Source organism: Antrihabitans spumae (genome assembly GCF_043944905.1).
GTDB classification, from domain to species: domain Bacteria; phylum Actinomycetota; class Actinomycetes; order Mycobacteriales; family Mycobacteriaceae; genus Antrihabitans; species Antrihabitans spumae.
Genome location: NZ_JBIMSN010000003.1, coordinates 102,892 through 123,087 on the forward strand (window position 1 = coordinate 102,892; position 20,196 = coordinate 123,087).

Annotated in this window: 14 protein-coding genes and 1 pseudogene; 8 read left to right on the forward strand and 7 right to left on the reverse strand. The window is 62.4% G+C overall.

Annotation, left to right across the window (positions count from 1 at the left end):
• Positions 1–709, forward strand: a 709-nt coding sequence (locus ACHIRB_RS01215; RefSeq protein WP_395127586.1) for a hypothetical protein, incomplete at its 5' end; no start/stop codon positions are given.
• Here the strand turns inward: ACHIRB_RS01215 and ACHIRB_RS01220 are convergent.
• Positions 706–1,614, reverse strand: coding sequence for an alpha/beta fold hydrolase (locus ACHIRB_RS01220; RefSeq protein ID WP_395123248.1), 909 nt, complete (start codon positions 1,612–1,614; stop codon positions 706–708). The genes ACHIRB_RS01215 and ACHIRB_RS01220 overlap by 4 nt on opposite strands.
• A gap of 384 nt (positions 1,615–1,998) precedes the next feature.
• On the opposite strand from ACHIRB_RS01220, the gene rplJ reads away from it, so the two are divergent.
• The 5 genes from rplJ (at position 1,999) to ACHIRB_RS01245 (ending at position 12,474) form a co-directional block, all read left to right on the forward strand.
• Positions 1,999–2,583 (forward strand): 50S ribosomal protein L10, encoded by a 585-nt coding sequence (rplJ, locus tag ACHIRB_RS01225; protein WP_395123249.1) that lies wholly within the window; start codon positions 1,999–2,001, stop codon positions 2,581–2,583.
• 96 nt (positions 2,584–2,679) lie between these two features.
• The gene (gene rplL, locus ACHIRB_RS01230; protein WP_199703507.1) at positions 2,680–3,066 is read left to right on the forward strand and encodes a 50S ribosomal protein L7/L12; all 387 of its coding nucleotides are present in this window, start codon (positions 2,680–2,682) and stop codon (positions 3,064–3,066) included.
• A gap of 159 nt (positions 3,067–3,225) precedes the next feature.
• Positions 3,226–4,383 carry an ABC transporter ATP-binding protein gene (locus ACHIRB_RS01235; protein ID WP_395113598.1) on the forward strand — a complete coding sequence of 386 codons (1,158 nt, stop codon included), beginning with the start codon at positions 3,226–3,228 and terminating at the stop codon, positions 4,381–4,383.
• 516 nt (positions 4,384–4,899) lie between these two features.
• Positions 4,900–8,406 carry a DNA-directed RNA polymerase subunit beta gene (rpoB, locus tag ACHIRB_RS01240; RefSeq protein WP_395113599.1) on the forward strand — a complete coding sequence of 1,169 codons (3,507 nt, stop codon included), beginning with the start codon at positions 4,900–4,902 and terminating at the stop codon, positions 8,404–8,406.
• A 111-nt stretch (positions 8,407–8,517) separates the two neighbouring features.
• A complete protein-coding gene (locus ACHIRB_RS01245) occupies positions 8,518–12,474 on the forward strand; it encodes a DNA-directed RNA polymerase subunit beta' (protein ID WP_199703505.1) in 3,957 nt (1,318 codons plus the stop codon).
• A 144-nt stretch (positions 12,475–12,618) separates the two neighbouring features.
• Here ACHIRB_RS01245 and ACHIRB_RS01250 read toward each other — a convergent pair whose 3' ends face one another.
• Positions 12,619–13,647, reverse strand: coding sequence for an aldo/keto reductase (locus tag ACHIRB_RS01250; protein WP_395123250.1), 1,029 nt, complete (start codon positions 13,645–13,647; stop codon positions 12,619–12,621).
• Between the two features lie 100 nt (positions 13,648–13,747).
• On the opposite strand from ACHIRB_RS01250, the pseudogene ACHIRB_RS01255 reads away from it, so the two are divergent.
• Positions 13,748–14,592: pseudogene (locus ACHIRB_RS01255) on the forward strand (helix-turn-helix transcriptional regulator).
• Between the two features lie 21 nt (positions 14,593–14,613).
• The gene (locus ACHIRB_RS01260) at positions 14,614–14,817 is read left to right on the forward strand and encodes a hypothetical protein (protein ID WP_395113582.1); all 204 of its coding nucleotides are present in this window, start codon (positions 14,614–14,616) and stop codon (positions 14,815–14,817) included.
• A gap of 10 nt (positions 14,818–14,827) precedes the next feature.
• Here the strand turns inward: ACHIRB_RS01260 and ACHIRB_RS01265 are convergent, their stop codons facing one another.
• The 5 genes from ACHIRB_RS01265 to ACHIRB_RS01285 all read right to left on the reverse strand — a co-directional run bounded on the left by ACHIRB_RS01265 (position 14,828) and on the right by ACHIRB_RS01285 (position 20,188).
• On the reverse strand, positions 14,828–15,940 hold the full coding sequence (locus ACHIRB_RS01265; RefSeq protein WP_395123251.1) for an ABC transporter ATP-binding protein: 1,113 nt from the start codon (positions 15,938–15,940) through the stop codon (positions 14,828–14,830).
• 45 nt (positions 15,941–15,985) lie between these two features.
• Complete coding sequence (locus tag ACHIRB_RS01270; protein ID WP_395123252.1) at positions 15,986–16,876, reverse strand: carbohydrate ABC transporter permease; 891 nt, start codon at positions 16,874–16,876, stop codon at positions 15,986–15,988.
• Entirely contained in the window at positions 16,876–17,781 is a 906-nt protein-coding gene (locus ACHIRB_RS01275; RefSeq protein WP_395113601.1) for a carbohydrate ABC transporter permease, read from the reverse strand. The genes ACHIRB_RS01270 and ACHIRB_RS01275 overlap by 1 nt, the downstream gene beginning before the upstream one ends.
• A gap of 65 nt (positions 17,782–17,846) precedes the next feature.
• Positions 17,847–19,199 carry an ABC transporter substrate-binding protein gene (locus ACHIRB_RS01280; protein ID WP_395123253.1) on the reverse strand — a complete coding sequence of 451 codons (1,353 nt, stop codon included), beginning with the start codon at positions 19,197–19,199 and terminating at the stop codon, positions 17,847–17,849.
• Positions 19,196–20,188 (reverse strand): sugar-binding transcriptional regulator, encoded by a 993-nt coding sequence (locus ACHIRB_RS01285; protein WP_395123254.1) that lies wholly within the window; start codon positions 20,186–20,188, stop codon positions 19,196–19,198. The genes ACHIRB_RS01280 and ACHIRB_RS01285 overlap by 4 nt, the downstream gene beginning before the upstream one ends.
• Between the last annotated feature and the right edge of the window lie 8 nt (positions 20,189–20,196).

Below are 20,196 nucleotides of genomic sequence, written 5' to 3' on the forward strand. Positions count from 1 at the left end.
ACTGCATTCGGCCTCGGGGCCTGAAGTAGGGTTTGCGTTCATGGGTCTGTTCGACATGATTACGTTCCCCGTCCGTGTTGCTGTCGCGTTCGGCGAGGCGAGTATCGGTGTTGCCAAATTGGTCGACCCCGATGGTCCGCTTCGGATGGCGAATCAGGTGTCGACGATGACGGCCGCCGACCAACCGCTCGGCAAGGCGTTGGCACCCGGTGGAGTGCTGGATAGGTTGCTCGCCGAGGACGGGATCGTCGCGAGACTGTCGACCCCCGGCGGCCCGTTGGACCGGTTGATGGAGCCCGGTGGCGCGGTGGATCGCGTCACGGCACCGGGTGGTCCGTTGGAGCGTCTGCTGTCCGACGACGGTGCGCTGGAACGAGTTCTTGCCAAGGGCGGTGTGCTTGATCAGCTACTTGCAGAGCAGGGTTTGATCCAGCAGCTCGTCGAAGACGGCGGCATCATCGAACGCGTCACCGACTCTTTGGAACGTATCGCGAGGATCGGTCCGGTGATCGAATCACTGGACCGTCCGATCAAGGCGGTGGACGAGTCGGCGCAGTTGCTGTCGGTCGCTGTCGAGCCGTTGCGCGATTTCGCGATGCGGATGCCGGGGATGAAGCGCAGACCTGCGCCGCGGACTGTCAGGAGCGAGCGCGACATCGCGGAAGCGGCCGACGTCGCGGAGATTATCGACGCAGACACCGTCGACTAAGCACGCTCGAAGTTGTCCACGAGTAGGCCGGTGATCTTCGGCAGCAGTTCTACGGGTAGGTCGTGGCCCATGCCGTCGATGATGTGCAGCGTCGAACCTTTGATCGCGCGAGCGACGGCCTTGCCTGCCGCAGGACGGATGAGTGGGTCCTTGGCACCGTGAATCACGACGGTCGGCTTGTCGATCTTCTTTGTGAAGCGAAGCAGGCTGCCGCTACCTGTGACCGCGCCGAACTGCCGGACGACGCCTGCCGGGTGGTAGCTGCGGTCGTAACTCTCGCCCGCGCGTTGGGCGGCGACCTCGGCGGACACCCGATACGCGGGGCTGCCGATTGCTTGTTGACCTCGCATGATCAGCTTGACGACGTCGTCTCGCGTCGGGTTCTTGCCGGGGCTGGAGAGCAGTGCCTTGAGCGCGAGGGGCGCGGGAGGCGGTAGGAACGGCTGGTTCGTGCTCGAGAAGATGATGCCGAGGGTGCGGACGCGATCCGGACTCTGGGCGGCGAGCACCTGGGCGATCATCCCGCCCATCGATGCGCCGACGACGTGGGCCGAGTCGATGCCGAGGTGGTCGAGCAGGCCTCGGGTATCGGCGGCCATGTCGGGGAGGGTGTACGGCACAGCGCTTGGCCGGCCGAGTTCGAAGAGCGCCATGCGCAGCAGCATCGAGCCGGATACCCGGGTTCCGTCCATCTTGGTCGAGAGGCCGATGTCGCGATTGTCGAAACGGATCACTCGGTAGCCTGCATCGACAAGTTGGTCGCAGAACTCGGTTGGCCACAGTGTGAGCTGTGCGCTGAACCCCATGATGAGCAGCACCGGCGGTGCGCCGATATCGCCCATGTCCTCGTATGCGAGCGTCAGTCCGTTGGCGTCCGCTGTGCCGCGTCGAATGTCCTGCGTCATCGGTGACCCTCACAGTCGTCGTCGGTCGTTCTCCGCCCGACTGTAAGCGTTTTGGCTGTTCGCGCCTGGGTCGGGTACGCTGTCGGACGGCCGTCGAGCATTTCGATAGCCACCCAATCACGTTCTACCCAAGACCGTTGGTCACTGTGATTCTGGGATTTCTACCAGAAGCGCAGTTGAAGGTCCGGAAAGCATTGTCCGGCGACCCACGCAGGAGATCGAGGTAGGGATTGCGATGCTTTTGCGTTGCGTCCTCATACGCCCCGTGTGCCCTGCACCGGGGCGTTTTGCATTCTCTCCTCCCTTCGTACTTTGCCTGACCACCAACGGCTTTCGGTCGAACAGGGTCCAAGAAGTACTGACCGTCACGAGAGGAGGCGAAGTATGGCAAAGCCTGAGAAGGTCACCGCGGTAGCGGAGATCACGGAGCAGTTCAAAGGTTCCACCGCAGCGGTTGTCACGGAATACCGTGGTCTGTCCGTAGGAAAGATCACTGATCTGCGGCGTGCGCTCGGCGCGAACGCTACCTACTCCGTCGCCAAGAACACCCTGGTCAAGCGTGCCGCTGCTGAAGCGGGCGTAGAAGGCCTCGACGACTTGTTCGTCGGTCCGACCGCCATTGCATTCGTCAACGGCGAACCGGTCGACGCAGCGAAGGCGATCAAAGCCTTCGCGAAGGACAACAAGGCGCTGATCGTCAAGGGCGGCTACATGGACGGCCGTGCGCTGTCCGTGGACGAGATCAACCGGATCGCGGACCTCGAGTCTCGCGAGATCCTGTTGGCGAAGCTTGCCGGCGCGATGAAGGGCAACTTGGTCAAGGCCGCAGTTCTGTTCAACGCTCCCGCATCGCAGGTGGCCCGCTTGGCCGTTGCGTTGCAGGAGAAGAGGCAAGCAGCAGAGGGTGCTCCGGCGGTTTCCGAAGCCGCCGAAGCGACCGACGCTGCCGAAGTTGCTACCGAAAGCTGATCCGCACCCGCGCATCACGCATAACCACCACGCACGCTGCGCGTGCAATCCAGGTCGCGGGATCAGCGACTGGAACCAAAAGGAAGGACCGCCATCATGGCGAAGCTCACCACCGATGAGTTGCTCGACGCTTTCAAGGAACTGACCCTGCTCGAGCTCTCGGAGTTCGTCAAGGCATTCGAGGAGACCTTCGAGGTCACCGCCGCTGCTCCGGTTGCTGTTGCAGCCGCAGGCGGACCCCCGGCAGCCGCTGAGGCAGCCGAGGAGCAGGACGAGTTCGACGTCATCCTCGAGGGTGCCGGCGACAAGAAGATCCAGGTCATCAAGGTCGTTCGCGAGATCGTCTCCGGCCTGGGCCTCAAGGAAGCCAAGGACCTCGTCGAGAGCGCTCCGAAGGCCATCCTGGAGAAGGTTGCCAAGGACGCAGCCGAGGCTGCAAAGGCGAAGCTCGAAGGCGCCGGCGCCAAGGTGTCCGTCAAGTAGTTCGGCGAAACGCGCGTCGAGCGCCTACGCCAGGCGGGCGATCCCTTCGGGGGTCGCCCGCTTTCGTTTGTGTTGCGGGTTTGCAAGCACTGTCACCTGAGGCACACCCCTTGGGATACAGTGTCCGAACGCACAATGGCTCGGGTCAGGCTCGTGTCGATGGGTTGTGTCTGTTCGAATGTGGAGGTTGGCGTGGGCGTAGCAGTCAGGACCGAAGGCATCAGTAAGTCTTTCGGACGGCAAAATATCTGGCAGAACGTCACGCTGAACATCCCTCCGGGTGAGATCAGCCTGATGGTCGGCCCGTCGGGCACGGGTAAGTCCGTGTTCCTGAAGTCGCTGATCGGTCTGCTCAAGCCCGAAGAGGGCGAGATCTTCATCGGTGACACCAACATCACGACGTGCTCCAACAAGGAGCTGTACGAGATCCGCAAACTGTTCGGCGTCCTCTTCCAGGACGGCGCACTCTTCGGCTCGATGGACCTGTTCGACAACGTGGCGTTCCCGTTGCGCGAGCACACCAAGAAGTCCGAATCCGACATCCGCAAGGTCGTCATGGAGAAGTTGGACCTGGTCGGTCTGACCGGCGCCGAGGGCAAGCTGCCCGGCGAGATCTCCGGCGGTATGCGCAAGCGCGCCGGCCTGGCGCGTGCTCTGGTACTCGATCCGGAGATCATCCTGGTCGACGAGCCCGACTCGGGTCTCGATCCGGTGCGTACGACCTACATCAGCCAGTTGTTCCTCGACATCAACGCGCAGATCGACGCGACGTTCCTGATCGTGTCGCACAACATCAACCTCGCTCGTACGGTGCCGGACAACATCGGCATGCTGTTCCGTCGCAACCTGGTGATGTTCGGACCCCGCGAAGTGCTGTTGACCTCCGACGAGCCCGTCGTCAAGCAGTTCCTCAACGGTCGGATGATCGGTCCGATCGGTATGTCCGAGGAAAAGGACGAGGCGCAGATGGCGCAGGAGCAGGCTCTCGCCGATGCCGGTCACCATGCCGGTGGCGTGGAAGACGTCGAGGGCATCGTGCCGCAGATGGTCGCAACGCCGGGTATGCCGCACCGCAAGGCGATCGATCGCCGCCAGGCCCGAGTTCGCGAGATCATGCACACGCTGCCGCACGCCGCTCAGGTCGCGATCCAGAACGACCTCGACGCAACGCAGGACACGCAGCAGTACTCGACCTACGACAACGGCGATCAGTACGACAACGGCGATCAGTACGACAACAGCAACCAGGACACCCAGGTGCTGCCGACTTACAACGAGGGCGGCTACGAATCTTCGCCTTCCCTGCGCAAGCAATAGCGTTCGACTCGAGATCCGTCGAGGCCAGGTTTTCCTGAGCCTCGGCGGATTTTGCGTTCCAAAACGATGGAGCGGCGATGCATGGCGCATTTCCCCTGATCGGATTGCGTAAAACGCCGTAAGAAGCCTTGACGCGGGCGGGATGAGGCGTCACTCTAGTGGCGAGACATGCGAGAGATCGCGGGCCGAGCGGTGCTTCGCCAGAGCAGTGATTTGTATTACTGCTCGCTGGCAACCAGCGTCGTTACCGCACGGACGCCCAGCTCGGATGTTACTTTTGGTGCGCCGCTCGACATACGTCGAGATTCGGTGTAGTTTTGGACGTTGCGCTGGCTGCCTCCTGTCCACCCCTCAACTGCTTAGCTGAAAGTGTCACTCTCGGGTGCCGCTTACTTCATGTTGCGGGCGTATTTCCGTTCGGGCGTCATCCAGCTCCGTGCCCGATCAGTTTAGAAAACGCCCCGCAGAACAAGCAGATACGAGCGAAGGTCACGCGATTTGCGTGGCCCGCGTGAGGTGCTGGAAGGACGCATCTTGGCAGTCTCTAGCCAGACCAAGGCCAATGCCGGTATTCCCGGAGCCCCGCCTAGGGTTTCTTTTGCAAAGATTCGTGAGCCCCTGGAAGTTCCTGGGTTGCTCGACCTACAAACAGATTCGTTCGAATGGTTGGTCGGTTCGCCGGCTTGGCGTGAACGTGCAACCGCACGCGGCGACAACGCACTCGCAGGTGGTTTGGAGGAGATCCTCACCGAGCTGTCCCCGATCGAGGACTTCTCGGGATCCATGTCGTTGTCCTTCTCGGACCCACGCTTCGACGAGGTCAAGGCCTCGACCGATGAGTGCAAAGACAAGGACATGACCTACGCGGCGCCGTTGTTCGTCACCGCCGAATTCATCAACAACAACACTGGCGAGATCAAGAGCCAGACGGTCTTCATGGGAGATTTCCCGATGATGACCGACAAGGGCACGTTCATCATCAACGGCACCGAGCGCGTGGTAGTCAGCCAGCTCGTTCGTTCGCCGGGTGTGTACTTCGAGCACAACATCGACAAGACGACGGAAAAAGACCTCCACAGCGTGAAGGTCATTCCGGGTCGTGGCGCATGGCTCGAGTTCGACGTGGACAAGCGCGACACCGTTGGTGTTCGTATCGATCGCAAGCGTCGTCAGCCGGTCACCGTGCTGCTGAAGGCACTGGGTTGGTCCACCGAGCAGATCACGGAGCGCTTCGGCTTCTCCGAGATCATGATGGCGACCCTCGAGAAGGACAACACAGCAGGTACCGACGAGGCCCTGCTCGACATCTACCGCAAGCTGCGTCCGGGCGAGCCGCCCACGAAGGAGAGCGCGCAGACTCTGCTGGAGAACCTGTTCTTCAAGGAGAAGCGCTACGACCTGGCTCGTGTCGGTCGCTACAAGATCAACAAGAAGCTCGGCATTCACACGGGCGAGCCGATCACGTCGTCGGTTCTCACCGAAGAAGACATCGTCGCCACCATCGAGTACCTGGTCCACCTGCATGCGGGCGATCAGTCGATGACGGCTCCCGGTGGCATCGAGGTTCCCGTCGAGGTCGACGACATCGATCACTTCGGTAATCGTCGTCTTCGTACGGTCGGCGAGCTGATCCAGAATCAGATCCGCGTCGGTCTGTCTCGTATGGAGCGCGTCGTGCGCGAGCGGATGACGACTCAGGACGTCGAGGCGATCACGCCGCAGACCCTGATCAACATCCGTCCCGTCGTCGCCGCGATCAAGGAGTTCTTCGGAACTTCGCAGCTGTCGCAGTTCATGGACCAGAACAACCCGTTGTCGGGTCTCACCCACAAGCGTCGCCTGTCGGCTCTTGGTCCCGGTGGTCTGTCCCGTGAGCGTGCCGGCCTCGAGGTTCGCGACGTGCACCACAGCCACTACGGCCGTATGTGCCCGATCGAGACCCCTGAAGGCCCGAACATCGGCCTGATCGGTTCGCTGTCGGTGTACGCGCGGGTCAACCCGTTCGGCTTCATCGAGACGCCGTACCGCAAGGTCGTCGAGGGTCAGGTCACCGATCACGTCGACTACCTCACCGCCGACGAAGAGGACCGCCACGTCGTTGCTCAGGCGAACTCGCCGATCGACGCCGACGGTCACTTCACCGACGAGCGCATTCTCGTTCGTCGTAAGGGTGGCGAAGTCGAGTTCGTCCTGTCGACCAACGTCGACTACATGGACGTCTCGCCGCGACAGATGGTGTCCGTCGCAACCGCGATGATTCCGTTCCTCGAGCACGACGATGCAAACCGCGCCCTGATGGGTGCGAACATGCAGCGTCAGGCGGTTCCGCTCGTTCGTTCCGAGGCGCCGCTCGTCGGCACCGGCATGGAACTGCGTGCGGCGATCGACGCAGGCGACGTCATCATCACCGAGAAGAGCGGTGTGGTCGAAGAGGTTTCGGCCGACTACGTCACGGTGATGGCCGACGACGGCACTCGCAAGAGCTACCGGATGCGGAAGTTCGCTCGCTCCAACCAGGGCACCTGCGCGAACCAGCGGCCGATCGTGGACGAGGGTGCACGGGTCGAGAAGGGCCAGGTACTCGCCGACGGACCATGCACCGAAAACGGTGAAATGGCACTCGGCAAGAACCTGCTCGTGGCGATCATGCCGTGGGAAGGCCACAACTACGAGGACGCGATCATCCTGTCGCAGCGCCTCGTGGAAGAGGACGTTCTCACCTCGATCCACATCGAAGAGCACGAGATCGATGCTCGCGACACGAAGCTGGGCGCAGAGGAGATCACTCGGGACATCCCGAACGTCTCCGACGAGGTCCTCGCGGATCTCGACGATCGCGGCATCGTCCGCATCGGTGCCGAGGTTCGTGACGGCGACGTGCTGGTCGGCAAGGTCACGCCGAAGGGCGAGACGGAGCTGACGCCGGAAGAGCGCCTGTTGCGCGCGATCTTCGGTGAGAAGGCCCGCGAGGTTCGTGACACGTCGCTCAAGGTTCCGCACGGCGAGTCCGGCAAGGTCATCGGCATCCGGGTGTTCTCCCGCGATGACGACGACGATCTGCCTCCCGGCGTCAACGAACTGGTCCGCGTGTACGTGGCACAGAAGCGCAAGATTCAGGACGGCGACAAGCTCGCAGGCCGACACGGCAACAAGGGCGTCATCGGCAAGATCCTCCCCGCTGAGGACATGCCGTTCCTGCCCGACGGAACCCCTGTCGACATCATCCTGAACACGCACGGTGTGCCGCGTCGTATGAACATCGGTCAGATCTTGGAGACCCACCTCGGGTGGATCGGCAAGACCGGCTGGAACATCCAGATCGCAAGTGACGGAACGCGTCCCGACTGGGCAGCAACTCTTCCCGAAGAGATGCTGGCTGCGGGTCCCGATTCGAACATCGCGACTCCGGTGTTCGACGGTGCGCAGGAGAAGGAACTCACAGGTCTGCTGGAGTCGACGCTGCCCAACCGTGACGGTGTGCAGATGGTCGGCGCCGACGGTAAGGCGACGTTGTTCGACGGGCGTTCCGGCGAGCCGTTCCCGTACCCGGTTTCGGTCGGCTACATGTACATCATCAAGCTGCACCACTTGGTCGACGACAAGATCCACGCTCGTTCGACCGGGCCGTACTCGATGATCACGCAGCAGCCCCTCGGTGGTAAGGCCCAGTTCGGTGGCCAGCGCTTCGGTGAGATGGAGTGCTGGGCGATGCAGGCCTACGGCGCGGCTTACACGCTGCAGGAACTGCTGACCATCAAGTCGGACGACGTGGTCGGTCGCGTGAAGGTGTACGAGGCGATCGTCAAGGGCGAGAACATCCCTGAGCCTGGTATCCCCGAGTCGTTCAAGGTGCTCCTCAAGGAGCTGCAGTCGTTGTGCCTCAACGTGGAGGTGCTGTCCTCGGACGGTGCAGCCATCACGATGGCCGACGGCGACGACGAAGATCTCGAGCGTGCCGCAGCGAACCTGGGAATCAACCTTTCCAGGAACGAAGCTGCGACGGCCGACGACCTCGCGAACTAGGACGTGTGCCGATGTGGCATTCGCACCGCTTACCGGGACGAATGCCACATCGGTTCACCGCAACTTTGAGAATTTGCAGCAACTGAACCCGTACAGGGGAAAGGAAGTTACGTGCTAGACGTCAACTTCTTCGATGAACTCCGGATCGGCCTTGCTACCGCTGACGATATTCGTCAGTGGTCGTTCGGTGAGGTCAAGAAGCCGGAGACCATCAACTACCGCACGCTCAAGCCAGAGAAGGACGGCTTGTTCTGCGAGAAGATCTTCGGTCCCACACGGGACTGGGAATGCTACTGCGGCAAGTACAAGCGCGTGCGCTTCAAGGGCATCATCTGTGAGCGCTGCGGCGTCGAGGTGACCCGTGCGAAGGTTCGCCGCGAGCGGATGGGCCATATCGAGCTCGCCGCTCCGGTCACGCACATCTGGTACTTCAAGGGTGTGCCGTCGCGGTTGGGCTACCTGCTCGACCTCGCGCCGAAGGATCTGGAAAAGATCATCTACTTCGCCGCGTACGTCATCACGGCCGTCGACGACGAGCTGCGCCACAACGAGCTCTCCACTCTCGAAGCCGAGATGGAGGTCGAGAAGAAGGCTGTCGGCGATCAGCGCGATGCCGATCTGGAGGCTCGTGCGCAGAAGCTCGAAGCCGATCTCGCCGAACTCGAAGCAGAGGGCGCGAAGTCCGATGTTCGTCGCAAGGTGAAGGACGGCGGCGAGCGCGAAATGCGTCAGCTGCGCGACCGTTCACAGCGCGAGCTGGATCGTCTCGACGAGATCTGGAGCACCTTCGTCAAGCTGTCTCCGAAGCAGCTCATCGTCGACGAAGTTCTCTACCGTGAGCTGATCGACCGCTACGGCGAGTACTTCACCGGCGCGATGGGCGCGGAGTCCATCCAGAAGCTGATGCAGAACTTCGACATCCACGCCGAAGCGGAGATCCTCAGGGAGACCATCCGTAGCGGCAAGGGCCAGAAGAAGCTGCGTGCGCTCAAGCGTCTGAAGGTCGTTGCGGCCTTCCAGATGTCGGGCAACTCGCCGATGGGCATGGTTCTCGACGCTGTCCCGGTGATCCCGCCGGAGCTGCGTCCGATGGTTCAGCTCGACGGTGGCCGTTTCGCGACGTCCGACCTCAACGATCTGTACCGCCGCGTGATCAACCGCAACAACCGCCTCAAGCGACTGATCGATCTCGGTGCTCCCGAGATCATCGTCAACAACGAGAAGCGGATGTTGCAGGAGTCCGTCGACGCACTGTTCGACAACGGTCGTCGTGGACGTCCGGTCACCGGTCCGGGTAACCGCCCGCTGAAGTCGCTGAGCGATCTGCTCAAGGGCAAGCAGGGTCGTTTCCGTCAGAACCTGCTCGGTAAGCGCGTCGACTACTCGGGTCGTTCCGTGATCGTCGTCGGTCCTCAGCTGAAGCTGCACCAGTGTGGTCTGCCGAAGCTGATGGCACTCGAGCTGTTCAAGCCGTTCGTGATGAAGCGCCTGGTCGATCTCAACCACGCGCAGAACATCAAGTCGGCAAAGCGCATGGTCGAGCGTCAGCGTTCGCAGGTGTGGGATGTTCTCGAAGAGGTCATCGCCGAGCACCCTGTGCTGCTGAACCGCGCACCTACGCTGCACCGCTTGGGTATTCAGGCATTCGAGCCACAGTTGGTCGAAGGCAAGGCAATTCAGCTGCACCCGCTCGTCTGTGAGGCGTTCAACGCCGACTTCGACGGTGACCAGATGGCCGTGCACCTTCCGCTGTCCGCCGAGGCTCAGGCCGAGGCGCGCATCCTGATGCTGTCGTCGAACAACATCCTCTCGCCGGCATCGGGTCGTCCGTTGGCCATGCCGCGTCTGGACATGGTTACGGGTCTGTACCACCTGACTCGTCTGCAGGACGACGCGGTTGGTTCGTACACCGCGGCAGGCACCGACCTGCCTGAGACGGGTGCGTACTCCTCGCCCGCCGAGGCACAGATGGCCGTCGATCGTGGCGCGCTGTCGGTTCGAGCGGCCATCAAGGTCCGCCTGACCCAGCAGCGTCCGTCCCGCGAAATCGAGGACAAGCTGTTCCCCGAGGGCTGGCGACGCGGCGACGCGTGGACCGCGGAAACGACGCTCGGACGTGTGCTCTTCAACGAGCTGCTTCCGGCCGACTACCCGTTCGTCAACGAGCAGATGCCGAAGAAGCGTCAGGCAACGATCATCAACGATCTCGCCGAGCGCTACCCGATGATCGTCGTTGCGCAGACCGTCGACAAGCTCAAGGACGCCGGCTTCTACTGGGCCACGCGTTCGGGTGTCACGATCTCGATGTCGGATGTTCTGGTTCCGCCGGAGAAGCCCGCCATCATGGAGGCGTTCGAGGCGCAGGCAGATCAGATCGAGCGCAAGTACCAGCGTGGCGCTTTGAACCACACGGAGCGCAACAGCGCGTTGGTCAAGATCTGGACCGAGGCGACCGACGAGGTCGGCAAGGCCATGGAGGCGCACTATCCCGACGACAACCCGATCCCGATCATCGTGAAGTCCGGCGCCGCCGGCAACATGACTCAGGTTCGGTCGCTTGCGGGCATGAAGGGTCTGGTGACGAACCCGAAGGGTGAGTTCATCCCGCGTCCGATCAAGTCTTCCTTCAAGGAAGGCCTGACCGTTCTCGAGTACTTCATCAACACCCACGGTGCTCGTAAGGGTCTGGCCGACACCGCGCTTCGTACCGCGGACTCGGGTTACCTGACCCGTCGTCTGGTCGACGTGTCGCAGGACGTCATCGTGCGCGAGCACGACTGTGGCACCGAGCGTGGCATCACGACGCACATCGCCGAGAAGCAGGCCGACGGTTCACTGGTTCGCGACGCACATGTCGAGACCAGCACCTACGCCCGTACGTTGGCCGCGAATGCGGTCGACGCGGCAGGCAACGTTGTCGTCGAGCGTGGCGCCGATCTCGGCGATCCCGCGATCGACGCGCTCCTGGCAGCCGGTATCACCCAGGTGAAGGTGCGCTCCGTGCTCACCTGCACCACGGGCACGGGCGTCTGCGCAACGTGTTACGGCCGCTCGATGGCAACAGGCAAGCTCGTCGACATCGGCGAAGCGGTCGGCATCGTCGCCGCTCAGTCGATCGGTGAGCCCGGTACCCAGCTGACCATGCGTACCTTCCACCAGGGTGGTGTGGCCGGCGAGGACATCACGGGCGGTCTGCCTCGTGTGCAGGAGCTCTTCGAAGCTCGTGTGCCGAAGGGCAAGGCTCCGATTGCCGATGTGTCCGGACGGGTCCGCCTCGAGGACGACGATCGCTTCTACAAGATCACCATCATCCCGGATGACGGTGGCGAGGAAGTTGTCTACGACAAGCTCTCGAAGCGGCAACGTCTGCGTGTCTTCAAGCACGACGACGGCTCCGAGCGTCTGCTCTCGGACGGCGACCATGTCGAGGTCGGCCAGCAGTTGCTGGAAGGCTCGGCGGATCCGCACGAGGTCCTGCGTGTCATGGGACCCCGCCAGGTGCAGATCCACCTCGTCAACGAGGTCCAGGAGGTGTACCGGAGCCAGGGTGTGTCGATCCACGACAAGCACATCGAGGTGATCGTTCGCCAGATGCTGCGTCGCGTGACGATCATCGATTCGGGTGCCACCGAGTTCCTGCCTGGTTCGCTCACCGAGCGTGCCGAGTTCGAGGCGAGCAACCGTCGCGTCGTCGCCGAGGGTGCTGAGCCCGCGGCAGGTCGTCCGGTGCTGATGGGTATCACTAAGGCGTCGCTCGCGACGGACTCGTGGCTCTCGGCAGCGTCGTTCCAGGAGACCACTCGTGTGCTTACCGATGCGGCGATCAACTGCCGCAGCGACAAGCTGATCGGTCTGAAGGAAAACGTGATCATCGGCAAGCTGATCCCTGCCGGTACCGGTATCAACCGTTACCGCAACATCCAGGTTCAGCCGACCGAAGAGGCACGTGCGGCCGCGTACGCGGTGCCGTCCTACGACGACCAGTACTACTCGCCCGAGGGCTTCGGCTCCGGAACGGGTGCTGCGGTTCCGTTGGACGACTACGGCTTCAGCAACGATTTCCGCTAGGCGGCTCCGCCGCTTGTGAGTCTTTTTGGAGGTCAGGGCCTCCGAAAGGACGCACGAGCAGAGGCCCCCAATCCCGAAAGGGACTGGGGGCCTTTGCCTATCCCCAGTCCCTTCGGGATTGGGGGCCTTGTGCTTGGTTCTGCCTTACTTTTCGCTATCCAACGACGCGAATTGTGCTGCTGCGTAACGTTCGCCCGCCACTTCGTCGGCGGGGACGGCTTTTTCGATCTCGGCGAGTTCGGTTGTCGAAAGCTGGACAGCGAGCGCGGCTTTCGACTCCTCCCACCGTGCGCGTGTGCGGGCGCCGAGGACAGGGACAATGTCGTCACCCTGAGCGAGGACCCACGCGATGGCGAGTTGTGCGACGCTGACGCCGTGGCCCTCGGCGATCGTGGCCAGGGTCTCGACCAGCTTCAGGTTTCGGTCGAGATTGTCGCCCTGGAAACGGGGGCTGTGTGCACGAAAGTCATGTGCGCCGAACGTCTTTCCCGAACGCACTGCATCGCTCAACAGTCCGCGCGACAGAACGCCGTATGCGGTGATGCCGATGCCGAGCTCGCGGGTTGTCGCCAGGATTCGGTTCTCGATGCTACGAGAAACTATGGAGTATTCGATCTGCAGATCCGCGATCGGTGCGGTCGCTGCGGCCCGGCGAATCGTCTCCTCACCGACCTCCGAGAGTCCGATGTGCTTGACGTAGCCGGCGTCGACAAGTTCGGCGATCGCACCGACGGTGTCTTCGATCGGCACGGTCGGATCCAGGCGGGCTGGGCGATAGATGTCGATGTGATCGACGCCCAACCGCTGCAGCGAGTACGTGACGAAGTTCTTCGTCGCTTCGGGACGAGCGTCGAAACCGTTCCATGATCCATCCGGCCCACGCAGCGCGCCGAATTTGACGCTCAGCAGATAGTCCTCGCGAGGTCGATCGGCGAGCGCCTTCCCGATCAGCGCTTCGTTGTGGCCGGATCCGTAGAAGTCGCCGGTGTCGACGAGGTTGGCGCCCGAGTCGAGGGCCGCGTGAATGGTTGCTGTCGATTCGGCGTCGTCGGCAGGTCCGTACGATCCGGACATTCCCATGGCGCCGAGTCCGATACGGCCGACGGTCGGACCGGTGTGCCCGAGTCGAACAGTGGCGATAGCTGCTTCGTTCGATGTCTGTGTGTTCGTCATGGTTCCACCATCGTCCGGTTGCGTCGCCGCCGGCAGAGACGGTCTATCGGGGGATCGGCGATCCCTGGCAGGGCTCGGGGGTCTGTAGGACAGTGGAATGATGGACAGACCCGAGCTCGCCGACTTCCTGCGTCGACGCCGCGAACAGTTGGTACCGTCCGACGTCGGTCTGCCGCCGGGTGTTCGACGCCGGACCCCTGGGTTGCGTCGCGACGAGGTTGCCTCGCTTGCCGGTATGTCGACCGACTACTACACCCGCCTCGAGCAAGCACGTGGACCGCACCCGTCGTTGCAGGTGCTCGGCGCTCTGGCCCGGGCGCTGCGCCTGACTGACGACGAGCGTGATCATCTGTACTGGTTGGATATTCGGCGCCGGTGCGGGGCGCTGGCGACAAGCACATCGGGCCGGGGATGTTGAACATTCTGGCGAAGCTGGACGACGTACCTGCCGCTGTGGTCTCGGATCTCAGCGAGATCCTCGTGCAGAACCCGATGCACGTTGTGCTTTTCGGCGACGCCAGGGAGTACCGAGGCCTCGAGCGCTACCACTTCTGGCGCTACTTCATGAACCCAGGGGGTCGCGGTATGTTTCCGCAAGAGGACTGGGATTACCTGAGCCGCAGGAACGTTGCGGATCTCCGTGCCACATCGGCGCGTCGTTCGGGCGACGAAGACGTCGTCGAATTGGTCGGCAGCTTGCGCTCGGCAAGTGCGGAGTTCGAGAGTTTGTGGACCGAACACGAAGTCTCCGTACGTGTTTCCGACGTCAAGCGGATCCAGCACCGCGAGGTGGGACTCGTGGAAGTGATTTGCGAGAAGCTGCTGACACCCAACGCCGCGCAGCAGTTGCTGGTCTATTCACCCCGACCCGGCACCGATGCACGCGACAAGCTCGACCTTCTTCGTGTCGTCGGTACGCAGTCGATGAGCGTTACTCTGGAATGACTACCGACGGAGGAGCTCACCATGCCAGGTAAAGGTATCGACCGGAACCGGACGCGCTCCGCTCTGGAGACGATCAAGGACAGCCCGACCATCACCCTGATCGCTCTGTCCCCGGCGATCGTCTTGTTCGCACTCGTTTGGTGGATCGGTGGTCTGGGCTGGGCCGTCCTCGCGTTGATCGCGCTCGGCGTGCTCGGTGTCGTCGGCGTGAAATACCTCCGCTAGGCGGCGTGGGCTAGTTCCCGATGCGCTCACCCGTTACCGGGTGGAACAGGTGCACGACGCCGCCTTCGTTGACGCGCATGGTGACCGATTCGGCTAGCTTCGCCGGTGCGCGCCCGCCTGAGCGTGCGACGAAGGTGACGGGTTGACCGTCCAGTCCGGTGATCGGTGAACCCGAGTTGCGTGCGTAGACGTAGGACTCGCTACCCAGCTCCTCGACCAGTTCGACCGTCACGTCGAAACCTTCTCCGTCGCGGCGCAATTCGAGCTGCTCAGGTCGCAACCCGACGGTGACGGCGACGAGTCCGCTGGAGGCAAGAAGATTCAGCGATTCGCGGGGGAGTTCCATTGTGCTGCCAGCGATGTCGACCCCACCGCTGACGATCCGAGCATTGAACAGGTTCATCGCCGGCGAGCCGATGAACCCTGCGACGAACGCGTTGGCAGGCCGATCGTAGAGTTCGGTCGGTGAGCTGAACTGTTGCAGTTTGCCGAACTTGAGCACTGCGACGCGGTCGCCCATTGTCATGGCCTCGACCTGGTCGTGGGTCACGTAGACGGTCGTCGTTCCGAGTCGCCGTTGCAGGGCCGCGATCTGAGTACGGGTCTGCACCCGCAATTTGGCGTCGAGGTTGCTGAGCGGCTCGTCCATGCAGAAGACCTGTGGTTCGCGAACGATCGCGCGGCCCATGGCAACTCGCTGACGCTGGCCGCCCGACAGCTTGCCTGGCTTGCGGTCGAGGTACTCGGTGAGGTCGAGAACTTTTGCGGCCTCGGCGACGCGTCGCTTGCGTTCGTCGGCGTCGACACCGCGCATCTTCAGCGCGAAGCCCATGTTCTCGCCGACCGTCTTGTTCGGGTAGAGCGCGTAGTTCTGGAACACCATCGCGATGTCGCGGTCTTTGGACGGAACGCCGACCATGTCCTTTCCGTTGATCGTGATGTTGCCATCGTCGATCTCTTCGAGGCCGGCGAGCATCCGTAGTGCGGTGCTCCTACCTGAACCGGAAGGTCCGACGAGGACGACGCATTCGCCGTCTTCGATTTCGAGATCGAGCGAGTCGACGGCTAGCTTGTCGGCGCCGGAGTAGATGCAGGACGCTTTCTGGTACGAGATCTCAGCCATGGTGGTTGCTCCTAGTGTGCAGACGAAAGATGTTGGGGGAGTGTGCTATTTGATGGCGCCGAACGACAGGCCGCGCACGAGCTTGTTCTGTGCGAACCAGCCTGCGAGCACGACCGGCAGTGCGGTGAGTACGGCAGCTGCCGACAGTTCCGCCCAGTAGAGGCCCTGGCCGGTGATGAAGCCGACGAGGAAGACCGGAATCGTCTGAGCCTGAACGGCTGTCAGGTTCACCGCGAAGAAGAATTCGTTCCACGAGAAGATCACGCAGATCAGGGCGGTCGCGGCGATACCGGGAGACACCAACGGCAGGATCACTTCGCGGACCGCTCGCCAGAGGCTGGCGCCGTCCATGCTGGCGGCCTCGAGCAGCTCGCTGGGTACTTCGAGGAAGAACGATCGCATCATCCAGACGGCGATGGGTAGATTCATTGCCGTGTAGAGGATTACGAGTGTCCAGACGTTGTCGAGCATGCCGATGTCGCCGACGATCACGTACAGCGGAATGATCACAGCGACTACGGGAAGCATCTTTGTGCTGATAAAGAAGAACAGAGCGTCCTTGGTGCCTTTGACGGGCCGCAGGGAGAGTGCGAACGCTGCGGGGACGCCGAGCAGCAGGACCAGCATCGTCGAAATGCCGGTCGCGAAAGCCGAATTCATCAACGTCGTACCGATCCCGCTCGACAGCACGGATCGGAACTGTTCGAGGGTCGGGGTGAAGATGACCGATGGCGGATCGGTGTACGCATCGCTCTCCTGTTTGAACGCGGTGAGCACCATCCACAGGACCGGGAAGAAGAATCCGAGTCCCACGATCCAGGCGACGACCGACCAGATCGAGTCGCGACTCCACCGGCGCTTCTGCTTGGCCTTCTTGGCAATCGCGGCTGTGTCCGTGGCGGTCTCGGCAGCGGTTTTGTTCAGCACGGTACTCATCAGGCTGCCTCCTCGGCTCCGGTGAAGCTCTTGAAGATCAAGCGCAGTGCCAACGTCGAAATGATGATGGTGGCAACAACTGTCACGACACCCATCGCTGCCGCCTGGCCGATGTCGAAGCCGAGGAAGGCGCGTTGATAGATGTAATAGGGCAGGTTCGAGCTTGCGACACCTGGTCCGCCCGACGTCATCATGTAGACCGCGTCGAAGGTATTGACGAGGTAGACGGCCCCGAGGACGGCGCCCAACTCGATGAATCGACGGAGGTGCGGCAGCGTCAGCTCGCGGAACAGTTTGAAGGAACCGGCGCCGTCGACGCGTGCGGCCTCCATGATGTCGCGTGGCATCGATTGCAGCCCAGCGAGAATCAGCAACATCATAAACGGCGTCCACTGCCACACGAGGTCGGCCATGACCGACGCCAGCGGGTACTTACTGATCCAGTCGACCTGCCCGACGCCGAACGGTTTCAGGACGAAGTTGATGAGACCGTAGACCGGGTCGAGCATCGTCGTCTTCCAGATCAGCGCCGCCGCAACGGGAGTCACAAGGAAGGGCGTGATCAGCAGCGTCCGCACGATGCCCCGACCGAAGAATTGGCGGTCGAGCAACAATGCAAGCAGCAGGCCGAGGATCACCGAGATGATGACGGTCCCGACGATCATGATCACCGTGTTGAGGGCGACCTCACGAAACTGACTGTCCTTGAAGACATCGACGTAGTTGTTGAGCCAGTTGAATTTTCGCGAACCCGGGCGGACGAGGTTCCAGGATTGCGTCGAGTAGTACAGCGTGACGAGGAACGGAATCTGCGTGATCACGATCATAAAGATCAGCGCTGGCAGCAGCGGTCCACGTAGGCGCCATTTCTCGGCACGGGTGACGTGATCGCGCTTGGACCTCAGTTTCGGCGCCGGTTCGGCTTCGGGCGCGGTAGCGGCCGCCACTTCTGTTGTTGCCCTTGATATGGCTACTGTGCCTCCTGATAGGTCTTGCCGACCACCTCGGCATACTGCTGTGCTTGTTCGAGTGCGTCCTCGACGCTGATGCGTCCGGCTACGGCTGCACTGATCTGCTGACTGACCCGTGTTCCCAGATCTTGGAATTCAGGGATCGTGAGGAACTGGACTCCGGTGTAGGGCACGGGCTGCACGGTCGGACGTTCTGGATCCGCCTTTTCCATCGCCGAGAGAGTCGGCGGTCCGTATGCCGCAGCGGCTTCCTTGTACTCGGGAATCTCGTAGGTCGACAGCCGACTGCCTGGCGGTACTCGCTCCCAGCCGAGCTGTTCGCCGACGTTGCGCAGATACTCTTTGCTGGTCATCCACGCCACGAACTTCCAAGCCTCGTCGGGCCTTTCGCTCGTCTTGGGAATGCCGAGCGACCAGGAGTACAGCCAACCGTTGTCGCTCTTTGCCGCCGATGGTGCCGGCGCGTAGCCGATCTTCCCGACAACCTTGCTCGACGACGGGTCCTCGAGCACCGAGACCGCGGCGGTGGAGTCGTACCACATCGCGGTATTGCCCTGCGAGAGCTGAGTCGCGCATTCGCTGAAGCCGCTCGTCGCGGCGCCGGGTTGACCGTAGTCGCGCACCGTGTCCACGTAGAAGTTCACTGCGCGAACAACTTCCGGACTGGTCAGCTGTGCGTTCCAGTTCTCGTCGAACCAGCGTCCGCCGAAGGCGTTGATGACGGTGTCGAGCGGTGCGAGTACCTCGCCCCAGCCGGGCTTGCCGCGGAGGCAGATGCCGGAGAGGTTGCCTGGATCGTTCAACTTCGCGGCGTAACCGGCCACTTCCTCCCAGGTCGGCTCGGCGGGCATCGTCAGTCCGGCCTGTTCGAAGAGGTCCTTGCGGTACATCAGGAACGACGATTCACCGTAGAACGGGACCGAGTACATGCTGCCCTCGTACGACAGTGACTTCTTCAGGGATGGAATGAAGTCGTCTTCGTCGTAGCCGGGCGTCTGCTTCGCGTAGTCGGAAAGATTGGTGAGCCAACCGTTCTCGGCCCACTGCGGAGTTTCGTAGTTGCTGATCATCACGACGTCGAACTCACCGCCGCCGGTCGCGACGGACGCGGTGATTTTGGCGCGCGCTTCGTTCTCCGACAGGGACACGAACTTGAGCTTGATGCCTGGGTTGTCGCGCTCGAACTCGTCGGACAGCTTGATGGCGTCCTGCATCTGCGAGTTCGAGATGATCGCAACCGTGACCGTGTCACCGCCGCCGCCTGTGAAGGAACCGGCGCCTGCGCAGCCTGCAACGGTGATCGCGGTGGTCATCGCGAGCGCTGTTGCGACCAACTTCGATCGGGGTTTCATGTTGCCGATTCCTCCTTTTGTTCCAAAAGCCACTGTGCGCAATTGATATCGGTGACGAGGATCTTCGCCATGCCGCCGGCAAGCGCTCCGAAAATTGCCTCGTGCTTCAGTTCGCCTCCGGAAACGAGTAACGATGCGCGGCAGTCGCGGATCGCTTCGAGCGGTACCGAGACGGTGCGCGCGGGAAGTGGACCGTCGACGATGCTGCCGTCGAGGCGATAGAAGCGGCCGCCGATTTCCCCGACCGCGCCATGCGTGCGGAGTTCGTCGAGGATCGCGGTATCGATGTAGCTACCTTCGAAAAGTGTGGTCGAGGTCGACACCGGACCGACGCCGAACATCATCACCTCGGCTTTGCGGCCGAGACTCAGAGCACGCCCCATGATCGAATCCTGTTCCAGCGCAGTCACTGTGGCTGGATCGGCGTAGAGGGGCGCATGGAGTCGGACGGGGGTCGCCTGCAACTGTGTCGCGCATCGTCCGAGCGTGTAGTCGACTCCGGTCTGATAGTCGATCGACGTCATCGAGCCGTCGAGCTGAACGACGTTGGCGCACTTCGTCGTTTTGGTGCGTAGCGCTTGAGCGACCGCGACTGTCTCCGGGCCCCAGGTGAATCCGAGGGTGTCGTCGGCTTGCAGGCGGCGGCCGAGGACTGCGGCCGCGGACCGGCCGAGCGGTTGGTAGCCGGTCGCGGAACCGTCGGGCACATCGCCGATCACAACGGCCTCGGTGAGACCGAACTGGCGTTCCAGGTCTCGTTCGATGTCGGTGTGTACGGCGGACCGGAGATCGTCGGGGACGCTGATCTCGATCCGTACCAAGCCTTGGGCTCGTGCCCGTGCGATGAGGCGACCGGCGGTCGGCCTCGAAACGCCGAGTTTCGCGGCGATGTCCGCCTGCGTCGCACCTTCGAGGTGATAGAGCGTCGCCGCTCGCAGGGCCAGTCGGACGTCGTCGGATGCGCCCGGGCGCACTGGATCCGTTGTCACACGCACTC